Genomic DNA, 13,501 nt, shown 5'->3' with positions numbered 1-13,501 from the left:
AGCTCGCTGCTATATGGACAGACCTGCTCGCCGTTGAGCGCGTTGGCATACACGATAACTTCTTCCAGCTCGGCGGACATTCACTCCTGGCCATGAGACTCGTTTCTTCTATAAGAAAAGAAATGGCAATTGGGTTGTCAATTAATGACCTATTTAAAAACCCTACCATTGTAGAAACCGTTAACTATATAAAAAGCAATATAGGCAAATTGATTTTGAAGAAGATGCCTTTAGAAAGCGATCATATAGTTCAGGTAAGCTCAGGAAAAAAAGGTAAAATAATATTTTTCGTATCAGGAATCACGGGAATTTATGGTGGTCTTGACGATTTGGCCCAAGAATTATCACGTGATTTTCAAATATATGGATTACAGATGATTGGATTATTTGAAAAGGAATCCCCATTAAAAACAATAGAAGAAATCGCGGCGCAAAATATTAAGTGGATGAAAACAATACAACCTAATGGGCCGTACTGCTTTCTTGGACATTCATACGCGGGATATATCGTTTATGAAATGGCTAAACAACTTGCCAAAAGTGGAGAAGAAATTGATCTGCCTTTGATTTTAGATACCAGTCCCAATATGCTCAATCACTCTGAAAATTCGAAAGAAAATTTCATTTTATTTACTGGAGCTATGTTCGAAAATTATAATCTGTTTGAAAAAGTTTATCCAGATTGGACGCAAAAACTAAAAGAGGAATTATTAGATATTGCTACTGAAAAGACCCCTGCTTATCTCGAAAAAATATTAAAGAATTTATTTCCGAAAGTAGATGAAAATATAAATTTTGTAATTCGCGTGGTAACCTTACAAGCAAATAACAATTTAATCAGATATGAAATAAAAGAAAAAATAAATATTGAAGGAATCATAATCAGTGCTTCAGAATCTCCCCACGTTGAAATTTCAGAATGGTCTAAATATTTCGAAAGATATTCTATTTTTACTATCCAAGGGACTCATGGAAGCATAGTTAAAGGAGCAAATGCAATTGAAATAACTCGTTTGATAAAAGAGCACATAGCGTTGAAAAATAAAAGCATTAATCGTTGACTTTAGAAATTTATTATTTCCGTAGCAACCTTAAAAAAATAACTAATTGACAAAAATATCGAATAAAAGAAAAAATAAATGTTCAAAGATTCATAATCAGGATTAATGATAAAATTTAAGAACGGTTTAAATATTTTGAAAGTTCATCTTTTTTACTCTCTATGTAACCCATGGAAGCATAGTCAAGGAGGAAGGTGCAATTGAAATTGTGTATTTAAAAAAGTAGTACATAAGGCTGAGAATAATAGTTTTAGCAATTAACCTCAAGATTGTTGATATCAAAATCTGAGTCGATTTTATTAAACTTTAAATTTTCCAATTTAAAATGTATAGCTTGTCATATAAACGAACAGGATAAAATTAAAATTAACAGATATCAGTAAGTTCAATTAATTCTAACAATCATGACAGTAATAAAGGAAATTTGGAAAATGGCAGAAAAGCTCAAACTTCTATCTTATTTGCTTTTAGGTTTAGTAACGGCAATTTGTGATTTTCTATTTGTCAATACACTCTCAAACGTAATTGCAAGGATAAGTGCGAAAACCTATACTGTTTTTAGCAACGACTATCTAATCGTTTTTTTGTTAATAATATTTCTTATTGTTTGGACTCGTAAAGTATCCTCACTGATTGTCATCAAAATATCCCAAAGACTACTTTGGAATTATAGAAAGCGAATTTTATCAATGGTGCTAAAATCAAATTTTGAACAGTTGTCGAAAAACAAAGTAAAAGTTTTCACTGCTATGATAAACGATGTAAATGTTTTATCATCTGTATCAACAAATATTGTGGGTTTTTTCACTTCGTCCATCATGGCAATTGCTTGCTTGGTTTATCTCGCCATTATTTCAACAAAATTATTTATTATTACTCTAATAACTGCCTTGACGGGGTGTATTATTTATTATTATGGATCAAAAAGAAGTAGTGACTATTTCCAAGCCTCACGCAATTTGGAAAATGATTTTTTAAAGAATTTCAAATCTATTATAGACGGATACAAAGAAATATTCATGAATCCTCAAATAGGTAAATCCATTTATGAAAACAGAATTATAAACATTTCCAATACGTCTTACAAAAGTAACGTCGCCGCTTTTTCTAATTTTGTTAAAAATCAAATTACCGGTCAAATTCTTTTTTATATACTACTTTCATTTATACTTCTGTATTTCAGTACTGTTCTTAAAGTTGAATCTTCTGATATTGTACGTTTTGTTTTTGTATTGATGTATTTATTTACATCAATACAGACTATTATGGTATTACTTCCCGGGTTCATAAATGCCAAAATCGCCTCAGATCATTTACTGGGCTTACAAAATGAGCTTGACAAATTAGAAATTGACGAACCTTCATTAAAGACAGTTCTTTCAAATGTGGTCTTTGATGAAATAATTGTCCACGGCTTGAAATTTCAATATAGTGAAGATAATGGTCACTTTACTATTGGCCCAATCGACTTTAGAATAAAAACTGGTGATGTTGTTTTTATTTATGGCGGTAATGGTTGTGGGAAAACAACTTTTATAAATTCTTTATTAGGGTTGCTAACTCCATCATATGGTCAAATAACATTAAATGGTAAACTAGTCACTAAAAATAACAATGCTGATTACCGATCTGTTTTTTCCGTTGTCTTTAGTGATTTCTTTTTGTTTGATGAAATTCATGGAGTTGAAGAAGTTAATTTAGAAAAATGGCATAAATATTTGAAACTATTTGAATTGGAGGGCAAAGTTATCTTAAGCGGTAAAAAATACTCAGTGACAGATCTTTCAACCGGACAACGAAAGCGTTTAGCACTAATTACCGCTCTTTTAGAAGACAAGCCCGTACTGGTTATTGATGAATGGGCAGCCGATCAGGATCCTATCTTCAGGAAGAAATTTTATACTGAAATTATTCCTTTTTTAAAACATCAAAACAAAGCTATTTTGGCGATTACCCATGATGACAAATACTATTATTGCGCTGACAGATTATATAAAATGGACGATGGTAGATTATTTGAAAAAAAAGCTAGTGAAATAGCTGTTTAAAAGCCCCACTTAATTGACGTTAATTAAGTGGGGCTTTTAAGTTTTCGGATTTAATATAACGATTAAAATTAGTTTTTTACCTATATTATTGGCGAAATTGAGTATTTTGATTTTCTCATGTGACATTCATTTTGAGTTTTCAACTTCAGGAGTGATAAAGGAAAGATCAATCAGTATAAATAAGTCGTTGTATAAAAATATTTGGCTTTGTTTCAACTAAAAACACAGACATATAATACAGATAAAAGATCTGTCTTTTCGAATTTCTATGTTGCACCTTCTATATTATTACTTACTCCCAATGCGATTAATTTTAAAGCAACGTTGATTCAATAGTATCATGATGAAAATAAATTTAAATTGTTTATTCCCAGTAGCCGCCCTCATTATTTTAATTTATACTTTATCTAATCAACTATTTGATGTCCCCCCTCTAGGAAAAATATTAAATCCATTTATCGGTGTTATTCAAAATGACCAGGATAAATACTTAAACGACAATTACCTTAAAGAAAATAATTTGGGACTTTCTGATTCAGTAAGTGTGTTTTTCGATCAGGCAAAGGTTCCTCATATTTATGCCAAAAATATTGAAGATTTATATTTCTCGCAGGGATATGTGACCGCAATACTTAGGTTATGGCAAATGGATTTTACAAGCTATGTTTCGGCGGGCCGTTTATCTGAAATTTTTAATGGAGAAAATTACTTACAATACGATCGAAATCAAAGAAGAATGGGCATGCTGGAAGCTGCCAAACGGTCATTATTCTTAATAGAAAAGAATCCGGAAACCAAAAAGATCCTTTCCGCTTATACAAGGGGAGTGAACGCATATATCAAACGTTTAAATTACCGCACACTTCCTTTTGAATACAAGTTTTTGAATTATACGCCTGAACCGTGGTCTAACTTGAAAAGCGTTTTAATAATGAAACTAATGGGCAACACGCTTTCTGGCTACGAAAAAGATATGGATATGAGTCGGCTAATGTTAATTTTAGGTGAAAAGAAATTTAATTTACTTTATCCAGATTTTCATTCAAATATTACTCCTATGGTGGACTATTCAAAACGAAAACCCCGCTCAGTTTTTAACGCGGCCAAACGTCCTGCGTATCTAAATTTTTCGTTTATATCTTCTATATCTAGTAAACCAAAAGTACTCTTCAATCGCAAGCTAGGAAGCAATAGTTGGGTAATTTCCGGCAAGAAAACTAAATCAGGACTTCCTATTCTGGCGAGTGATCCACATTTAAATTTCGCTTTACCTTGTGTTTGGTTACAAATGCAGTTGTCAGCACCGGGTCTTGATGTTTATGGTGTTTCTATTCCGGGGACACCTTCCATAATTATCGGATTTAACAAAAATATTGCATGGGGTATCACAAATGGAGCGGACGACGTAAAAGACTGGTATAAGCTTCAAGTTAACGGAGATTATAAAACTTATAAATTGGGCGATAAAATGGTCAAACTTGATAGTAGGATTGAAGAGATAAAAAGAAAGGGGCAAAAATCTTTTTTTGACACTATATATAGTTCAAAACATGGTCCAATTGTAAACGATAATAGATTCTTCAGCCAACGCGAGCTGATAGATTATGCTATGAAATGGGAATTGGCGACACCATCAAACGAATTTTTGACCTTTATTCATATTAATAAAGCAAAAAACTACAGGGAATATAAAGAATCCCTAAAGTATTTTTCATGTCCCATACAAAATTTCACATTCGCCTGCAATGATGGAACAATTGCAGTCAACCATCAGGGTAATATGGCAATCAAATACAATAGTCAAGGAAGATTCATTTTAGATGGGAGTACTGATTCATCATTGAATACCAAATATATTCCCCTAGATAGTTTGCCACAACAGGTTAATCCAAAGTGCAATTATTTAGTTAGTGCCAATCAGCATCCTACCGACTCCAATTATCCATATTATTATAATGGTTATTATTCTGAAAACAGGGCAAATCAAATCAGTAAAATGTTAGCCGAAGAAAGTAAATTCGACATTAATAAGGTAGAAAAAATCCAACTCGACAATACTAATTCTTTTGCAGTCGTAGCACTCCCTATCATCTTGAAAAAAATTGATAAATCCAACTTGAATGCCAATCAAAAACATCTGTATGACCTTATGAAATCATGGGACTGTTCTTATAATTTTAATAGCGAAATTCCAAAAATGTTTGAATGGTGGTGGTCTAATATTAAAAATCTTACCTGGGATGAATTAACTAAGTATCCATTTCCCTTGGTTAACCCGGACGACTATATTTTACTCAATTTAATTGAAACAGACCCAACAAATATATTTTTCGATAAATTAAATACATCAAAAAAGGAAATCGCTTCAAATATAATTTTTGAAGCTTTCATTAAAGCATCGAACGACTATTTCAAATTAAAGAATAAAGGAAACGTTAAATGGGGTAATTTAAACAGGGTTAATTTTTTACATTTAACCAAGATACCTGCCTTTAGCAAGTTAAATATCCCATGTGCTGGTTACCCAGAAGCTATTAATGCTATTTCAAATTCATGGGGGCCGTCCTGGCGAATGGTTGTACAACTTGGCAATGTACCTACCGCCTATGGAATATATCCAGGGGGGCAGTCTGGAAATGTTGGAAGTAAATATTATGATAATTTTATCAATGATTGGGGGCACGGCAAGTATTACCATTTAAATTTTTACCCTTCGATTGGCGAAGCCAGAGCAGGAGCAAAAAACACACTGTTATTAAAATAATTTTAGGTGCTCAAAATATAATACAAATGAAAATAAACCTTATTCAAAACACACTTATAATTATGATCATCGGTATAATTATGATGACATTAAGCAATATTGACTTTTTGCCTTGGTGGGTATTTCTGTTGCCAGTTTTAATTTTAGGAATTATTATATCGTTATTGAAATTGAACTTGAAAGTTTTTATTTTGGGGTTTATTGCGGGTTTTGTAATTTGGTTTGGCGGCAATCTTTTTTTCGACATTAAATACAATGGTTTTGTTTTAGCCAAACTGGCAAATGTCTTATCTGTACCCAAACTATTGCTGCCTCTTGTTTCCGGAATAATTGGAGGAGTAATTACAGGACTGGCTATGTATGTAGGGAAAAATGTGTTAAAATATACCGAACTTACAAACGTAGATTAAGTGCTATAATTATTAAAGCTGAGAAAAAACGATGTGTTTCCAATTAAATCCCTTAAAGTAGTTAGAAATGGCTGGACAGAGGAGAAAGCGATAAAGTTATATCAATTGGCCCAAACACCCTACATAAATAAGCTGACAACGGTATTTTAACCCGAATAATGGTATTGTGTGAAGATTGGATGTCATATGTGTCAATTGACAGCATCGGCTGCGAGTTCAGGAAAAATGATAATTAATTCAGAAAAGAATATAACAAAATGGATTTAATTTACAATTTACCTAAAACAACGTTAATGAAAATCTTTAAAAAAACAGGCGATGAATTTTAATGAGATTAACCAGAATTATACAACTTATACAGATGCCGATCATGAAACATGGGGTATTCTTTTTAAAAGGCACGTATTATCTCACAAAAAGTTATCAAAAGAATATGTGATCGGCTTTCAAAAATTAAATTTACAGCCAGATAGGATTGCTAATGTTGAGGTTATTAATGAGCAGCTCAAGGAATTATCGGGATGGACTTTATTACCAGTCATTGAATCTATTTCCCCGCGAGATTTTTTTTTATTGATTAGTTGTAAAAAATATCCTGTTATAAGCACAATACGTAAGCGAGATGAAATAGATTTTAGTAAGCATCCTGATATTTTCCACGACGTTTGTGGGCAAGTACCCTTATTGATAAATGAAAAATTCACAAAACTTTTAGCTTCTTTTAGCATTATAGCTTTAAAATATATAAATAATAAAAAAGCTATTGATTTGTTAAGTCGGCTTTGGGAGTATACTTCTAAAATGGGGTTAATACTTGAAAATAAAGCACTGAAGCCATATCATGGTGCAATAATAACGTCTGATCAAGAAATCGACTTTAGTAGGTATAAAACAATCCCTAAGTACAAACTTGCGTTAAAAAACATTTTCCTACAAAAAAAAAGCACTTTTAAACTCCAAAATGAATGTTTTGTTATAGAATCTTTCGATGATTTGTCTAATTGTCTCCATAGCCTTGAAGAGGTACTCCTCCAAGAATTATCACTTCCTAATGGCGAACTTGTTTTAAGAAATTATTCATTGAATAATAACATTGGCAAAAGATTTAATAATGTGATTGGTTTTCTTAACGATGTCCAATTCAAATTTCCGAAAGCCATTTCATTTGCAGCCGGTCAGCCAGATGAGAACTACTTCGAGATTGAAAGTCATTTATCAAAATTCGATCTTTTCGTAAACCATGTAGTGTTGAAAACCGGAATAAACAGAACTAAAGTAATTAACACCATTGGACAATATAACAAAACAAAAGGAATCATAAATGACGTTTTGGTCGAATATCTTAAAATAGATGAAGATATATATTTAAAAGAGAGCGATCTAATTGTAACAGTCGGCGCCCAAGAGGCGTTTTCAATAGTATTGTCTACGATATGTAATAGAACAACAGACGTCATCTTAGTCGAAGATCCTAGTTATATAGGAGTCAGTTCTTTTGCGAAAGTTTTTGATTTTACGATTTCGGGTGTTAAGACAGATATGAATGGACTTGATCTCGAAGCATTAAAAAATAAAATAATAAAGACTAATGAGAGTGGCAAAAAAGTCAAACTTGTATATGTAATACCCGATTATCAAAACCCATCGGGCTTTTGTATGCCGATTGGAAATCGCTTAAGCCTATTAGAACTTGCAGAAGAATATAATTTTTTAATAATTGAAGATAGTGTATATAATAGCTTTACAGATGCACAAAAACGGAATCCGACACTTAAATCATTAGACAAAAACAGGAGAGTTATTTTTGTTGGATCGTTTTCAAAATCATTATTCCCCGGTCTTCGGCTTGGCTTTATTGGTGCAGACCAAATTGTAGAAAATGACATTGGTGAAAGCGTGCCACTAGTTGACCAGATGGCCAAAGTAAAAGCATTGCTAACCAATAATACCCCCACAATTAATCAAGCGATTCTGGGGGGTATTTTAATACATCAAAATTATAGTCTACAAGAATGGAGTAAACCTAGATATGAAAGCTATAAAGCAAAAAAGAACAAAATGCTCGATAGCTTGAATACTCATATCAAGCTATTTTCTGACACTTGGAGTAGGGAAATACATTGGAACCAACCAGATGGAGGTTTTTTCATAAAAATGACAGTCCCATTTGAGATAACTCCTGAAAGTATTTATGAATGTGCTCGAAAATATAACGTAATTTTCTGTCCAATGAGATATTTTTATCTTGAAAACGGTGGAGAATTCGAGCTAAGATTAACATTTTCAAATCTTTCGTTAAATACAATTGATGAGGGTATTAAACAACTCGCATCTTATTTTAAGTCGGTAATAGATAAAAACGAAGAAAACTAACATTATTAATTCCACTAAAGAATATCTTGTGACCTATAACGCAATATTTTCTTTGAAATCGCTCTTTATTAATTAAATTTATAGCAATGGTTTACCTAGGTCTTATTAACGATATTCAAAAAACAATATATGTGCATGTTTTGATAGGAAGCAAATAAGCTACTTTCGAAGCATACCATTTATTGATGTTTATTGAATTAATAATTTAAACGTCAAGCAAATCATTTTAGAGCGTGTTTATAATAATAATGATGCCCACTTTATGAATTTTATTGAATGTCAGCTGTATGGTGCAGACCAAAGCATAGCATTATTACGTTTAAGTCGTCCAAAGTTTGCAAATGCTTACAATAATCAAATGTTGTCTGCGATGGAGCAACAATTAAAAGCCTTTGCCTACGATAACAGCGTGCGTGCGCTTATTATTACAGGTGAAGGCCAGCGGGTATTTTGCGCAGGTGCTGATAAAAATGAAATCAAAAGCCGTCGGGCACTTGATGGCTTGAATTTAGTAAGTAAATACGTATTTGACTTACTGGCAAATATGACCATCCCAACGATTGCAGCTATTAATGGCGCAGCGATAGGGGGTGGTTTAGAATTGGCGCTGGCCTGTGATATTCGAATAACTTCACAAACAGCAAAATTTGCATTGCCTGAAATAAAATTAGGCTTAACCCCCGCAGCAGGCGGCTTGACACGTTTACTACAAATGGTAGGAGTAAGCAGAGCTAAAGAAATGATTCTATTTGGTCGGGAAATTGATGCTGAAAGAGCTTTGGAGTGGGGATTAGTGTCCCAGTTGAGTGATGATGTAATTAGTGATGCACTCGCTCTCGCAACGTGGGTCATATCACAAGACCCTTTAGCTCTTCGTTTAGCAAAACAAATAATGAATGTAGACTATTCGCGTGAACGGCACGATTTATCAAGTATGGCACAAGCTTTATTATACGAGCAAAAATATCAAAAGAAAAATAATGAATGAAAAAACACATGCAGGTCTAGGTACTTATTTGTTAGATGTTGCAACGACCAATCCAGGTGATAAATATTGGCAGCGTGATTTGGCTTCATTATTTGGTGTACAGGATAAAAAAATTGCAAATATTTTTACAAATTCAAATATTGAATCACGATATCTTTCTCTGCCATCCGCCGACAATACTGGAAAAATACCAGAAGAAACAAGTTTAGATTTATGGCATAAACATCGAAATACATCCATAGAAGCCGGATCTAAGGTTATTACAGAGGTGTTGGAGAGGTTAAATCTAAAACCTACAGATATAGATTACTTGGTTTGCGTAACTTCGACGGGATTCCTATGTCCGGGATTAACCGCATATTTTGTCAAAGAATTGGGGTTTAAATCAAATATTCATCGGATTGATGTGGTCGGAATGGGTTGTCATGGTGGTTTGAATGGCATGCAGCCTATAGTTAACTATTGCAATCAGTTCAATAATAGCTATGGATTATTAGTGTGCGTAGAAATTTGTTCAGCGGCTTATGTGTTTGATACGACAATCAGCACTGCTGTTGTCAATTCATTATTTGGAGATGGTTGTACTGCAGCGGTTTTTGGCCCTAATCATTCAGCTGTTAAAAGTAGGCCACAAATTTTGGGCTTTGAATCGCATATTGCTACAGAAGAAATTTCCGCAATGCGTTTTGATTTTAATGGTAGCAAAAACTCCTTTTATTTGGATCGAAATATTCCATATGTTATTGGCGGTCAAGTTGACCAGCCTGTCAAAGCCTTATTAAAACGATTTGATTTAAAAGTTCGCGACGTGTCACATTGGATCGTTCATTCAGGTGGCAAAAAAGTTTTGGATTCGATCAAATATGCATTGAATATTTCCGCGCATGACATTCGTCACACAGTTAGCGTCTTGAATGACCATGGAAATTTATCCTCGGGTTCATTTTTATTTTCCTATCAACGATTAATCCAAGAAGATCGTGTAGATCCTGGTGATTATGCGTTGTTGATGACAATGGGCCCAGGCATGTCAATTGAATGTTGTTTAACACAGTTTTAAAAAATAAATTATGAGTACTCTTTCAGAGTTTCAAACCCTGCTTTTAATTGAGGAAGAAGAAAAAAGTTGGATTGAATTCACAAAAACATCTCCGGGGAAAGATAGGCTACCGGATTTACAGAAATTATTGAATTATCTTGAAGATATTTCAACTGCTAGACTTATTATTTTTCGCAATTTGGATCTTTTCTCCCAATACCTAAATTCAGTCGATGAATTTAGGTATTGGGAGAAAGTAATTGAACGATTAAATCGTTTACCAATTATAACTATTGCAATAATCGATGGGGCCTGTTTTGGTGTAAGTTTACAAATAGCACTTGCTTGTGATTTTCGCCTTGCCAGTATCGGTTCTACATTGCAATCATCAGAAGTCAAACAAGGATATTTGCCAGGAATGATCATTTTTCGCTTGGCTAAATTTGTTGGGCTGGGTGTGGCAAAACGAATACTATTTATGGGGTTGCCTTACAAAGTAGAAGACGCATTTCAAGTTGGATTAATCGAGATGGTTTTTTCTGTAAATGAGGAAGCGACAGCTGTCAACGAATTTATCAAGTTATTATTACCAGTCCAGCCCACTGCAATTCAATTAACACGCCGATTATTAGACGAATCCTTTGCTAGTTCTTATGACGAAACTGTTGGCCATTTTATTGCTGCGCAATACAAATGCATGAACTAACCACCGAATACAAAATAATCGTGAGCTACAAGAGCATCTCAACTTTTTTGTTGATATCTCAATATTAAAAACTTCTAACTTAATAATTTAGAGTTTGATCACGATGTAGTTATTTGATTTGAGAGATGGTGTAGACGAAATTCCTAATTCGAAACATTTTTCAAGCTGACTAAATTAGGTTAAACTTATTTACCAGATCAAGATTTGCTCCTTATGTTTGATATAACTCGGAATCAACTGAAGATATTTATCAAATAAAATATTATAACTGTATAAAGTTGGATTATTCGCTATTCAGATTATTTTTTTTGCAAATTCGTTAAGTGTGCTCGTCTTATTGATTGTATTAATGATTATAAAATAAAATTTGGATGGAAAATGTAGCCCTTAGTCCCACACCACTTTTAGTAAATGATCTTGAGAGTTTAAGACAGTGGCAAAATTCAGAACTAAATCGTTTAAAAAAACTTCCATTACCAACTAAACGGGATGTAGAGCAGGAAAAATCAGCGCGGTTTTACTTTGATGCTTTAGCCGAATTGCGTGCTCGTTTGATTGCTTTACATGGTAATGAAATCTATGCAGCAGTGACAAATAACTTCTCTGAGTTAGTACGTATTGAAGATTTACTTTACAGAATAGCTAAAAAATTCCCTGGGCTAGCGCCAACAAGATCTGAAATCATACAAGATGAATCATATTTTTTGTGCAATAAAGAAGGTCACGAACTTAGCCAAGGTTTGATTTTATCCGAATTATTGGCGATACCTCATATCGGACAGCATCTCATGACGGCAATGCAGCAACCCAAAGAAAAATCATTTTCTTTACTTGCGCAATTTCAGCAACAACATCATTTGCGTCTGGAAACAGTGACTGTGATAAAAAAAAATAACGTCGCATATTTATATTTATCCAACCAATCGTTTCTCAACGCAGAAGATGATCAATTAAATTCAGACATGGAATTCGCTGTCGATGTTATTTTGCTTGATCCCAACGTAGACGTTGCCGTTATTCGAGGTGATGTAATGAGTCATAAAAAATATAATGGGAAACGAGTGTTCTGTTCTGGAGTTAATTTAACGAAACTTTATCGTGGACAACTTTCGTATCTATTTTATGTAACACGGGAACTGGGATTAATTACTAAAATCTATCGCGGTCTAATGCACGGCGAAAATAATGTTAACAAGATACCGAATTGTGTTATTGAAAAACCATGGATTTCTGTCGTCGATTCGCATGCTATTGGAGGTGGGTTTCAAATGCTTTTGGTGTCTGACTATGTAATTGCTGAATCTGGCGCTTTACTTTCAGTTCCTGCTAGACGTGAAGGATTTATTCCTGGACTTACTAATTTGCGGTTACCACGGTTTGTAGGCCAACGATTATCAAATCAATTGGTTTACAATAATTATCAAATCATAGTAGATAGTGATGAAGGCAAACTTATAGTTGATGAAGTAGTTGATGCAAATTGCATAAATGATTCTCTTAAAAGTGTTATTGATAGCATGACTGAATTTGGCATTGGTGGATTTATTAGCAATCGTAAGGCATTTCGCCTTGGTGTCGAGCCAATCTCTCTATTTCTGCAATACATGGCTACATTCTGCCGAGAACAAGTTAAATGTATGTATGGCCCAGATATTGTGAATAATCTAGAAAGATTTTGGGTAATGCGCAAATAAACTGTTAACGAAAATAAATCTCCCCTCTCTGTTCCGGGCTGGTTAGCCTACAGTTTAATGCCACACATAGCTTAATAATTGTGTTAAATAAACGCCAGTCCTTGAAAATCTTTTTATATAAAGGCCATTTTTATTATCTTTATTTTAAGAAAACGATTTACAGATATAGGGCGCTTTGGCATATGTAGACCAAGCAGTTGATAACTGATGAGATATTTCGGAAATGTTGGTAATTCGCTCACTTTTTGCTCCATTTTCAAAATCGTGGCAGAATCGTGGCAATGACTTTTTGAACAATTGCAATAAACTAATTTACAGATAGTTACATAGCTAAATTCGAATCCCTCCGGGGCTTCAAGTCTTAGAATCTATTTTATTAGATAATATCGCAAGTTAAAAAAGTGTCCTAAAAAACTTC

General features: G+C 33.6%; 9 protein-coding genes. All 9 read left to right on the top strand.

The genetic code is table 11. The features are described 5' to 3' along the window. The coding region (locus AB6735_RS22660) for a thioesterase domain-containing protein (RefSeq protein ID WP_370998362.1) at window positions 1-1,061 on the top strand (1,061 nt) is incomplete at its 5' end. A 404-nt stretch (window positions 1,062-1,465) separates the two neighbouring features. Beyond that, window positions 1,466-3,109, top strand: coding sequence for a cyclic peptide export ABC transporter (locus tag AB6735_RS22655; protein ID WP_370998361.1), 1,644 nt, complete (start codon window positions 1,466-1,468; stop codon window positions 3,107-3,109). A 340-nt stretch (window positions 3,110-3,449) separates the two neighbouring features. After that, window positions 3,450-5,873 (top strand): penicillin acylase family protein, encoded by a 2,424-nt coding sequence (locus AB6735_RS22650; protein ID WP_370998360.1) that lies wholly within the window; start codon window positions 3,450-3,452, stop codon window positions 5,871-5,873. Between the two features lie 26 nt (window positions 5,874-5,899). Next, the gene (locus AB6735_RS22645; RefSeq protein WP_370998359.1) at window positions 5,900-6,283 is read left to right on the top strand and encodes a hypothetical protein; all 384 of its coding nucleotides are present in this window, start codon (window positions 5,900-5,902) and stop codon (window positions 6,281-6,283) included. A 318-nt stretch (window positions 6,284-6,601) separates the two neighbouring features. Next, window positions 6,602-8,656: an aminotransferase class I/II-fold pyridoxal phosphate-dependent enzyme gene (locus AB6735_RS22640; RefSeq protein WP_370998358.1), complete on the top strand. Its 2,055-nt coding sequence runs from the start codon at window positions 6,602-6,604 to the stop codon at window positions 8,654-8,656. A gap of 262 nt (window positions 8,657-8,918) precedes the next feature. Beyond that, window positions 8,919-9,644: an enoyl-CoA hydratase/isomerase family protein gene (locus AB6735_RS22635; protein ID WP_370998357.1), complete on the top strand. Its 726-nt coding sequence runs from the start codon at window positions 8,919-8,921 to the stop codon at window positions 9,642-9,644. Further along, the gene (locus AB6735_RS22630; protein WP_370998356.1) at window positions 9,637-10,704 is read left to right on the top strand and encodes a type III polyketide synthase; all 1,068 of its coding nucleotides are present in this window, start codon (window positions 9,637-9,639) and stop codon (window positions 10,702-10,704) included. The genes AB6735_RS22635 and AB6735_RS22630 overlap by 8 nt, the downstream gene beginning before the upstream one ends. Before the next feature lie 10 nt (window positions 10,705-10,714). Next, on the top strand, window positions 10,715-11,389 hold the full coding sequence (locus AB6735_RS22625) for an enoyl-CoA hydratase/isomerase family protein (protein WP_370998355.1): 675 nt from the start codon (window positions 10,715-10,717) through the stop codon (window positions 11,387-11,389). A gap of 371 nt (window positions 11,390-11,760) precedes the next feature. After that, window positions 11,761-13,083: an enoyl-CoA hydratase/isomerase family protein gene (locus AB6735_RS22620; protein WP_370998354.1), complete on the top strand. Its 1,323-nt coding sequence runs from the start codon at window positions 11,761-11,763 to the stop codon at window positions 13,081-13,083. The last annotated feature ends 418 nt before the right edge of the window (window positions 13,084-13,501 follow it).

It is taken from the genome of Mucilaginibacter sp. RCC_168 (genome assembly GCF_041355315.1).
GTDB lineage: Bacteria > Bacteroidota > Bacteroidia > Sphingobacteriales > Sphingobacteriaceae > Mucilaginibacter.
The sequence above is the reverse complement of the archived record's forward strand: the minus strand, read 5'-3'. Positions and strand labels throughout refer to the sequence as shown.

Excerpts from the sequence above, each read along its gene's own strand:
- AB6735_RS22655 (WP_370998361.1), top strand. The coding sequence starts at position 1,466 with ATGACAGTAATAAAGGAAATTTGGAAAATGGCAGAAAAGCTCAAACTT.
- AB6735_RS22650 (WP_370998360.1), top strand. The coding sequence starts at position 3,450 with ATGATGAAAATAAATTTAAATTGTTTATTCCCAGTAGCCGCCCTCATT.
- AB6735_RS22645 (WP_370998359.1), top strand. The coding sequence starts at position 5,900 with ATGAAAATAAACCTTATTCAAAACACACTTATAATTATGATCATCGGT.
- AB6735_RS22640 (WP_370998358.1), top strand. The coding sequence starts at position 6,602 with ATGAATTTTAATGAGATTAACCAGAATTATACAACTTATACAGATGCC.
- AB6735_RS22635 (WP_370998357.1), top strand. The coding sequence starts at position 8,919 with ATGAATTTTATTGAATGTCAGCTGTATGGTGCAGACCAAAGCATAGCA.
- AB6735_RS22630 (WP_370998356.1), top strand. The coding sequence starts at position 9,637 with ATGAATGAAAAAACACATGCAGGTCTAGGTACTTATTTGTTAGATGTT.
- AB6735_RS22625 (WP_370998355.1), top strand. The coding sequence starts at position 10,715 with ATGAGTACTCTTTCAGAGTTTCAAACCCTGCTTTTAATTGAGGAAGAA.
- AB6735_RS22620 (WP_370998354.1), top strand. The coding sequence starts at position 11,761 with ATGGAAAATGTAGCCCTTAGTCCCACACCACTTTTAGTAAATGATCTT.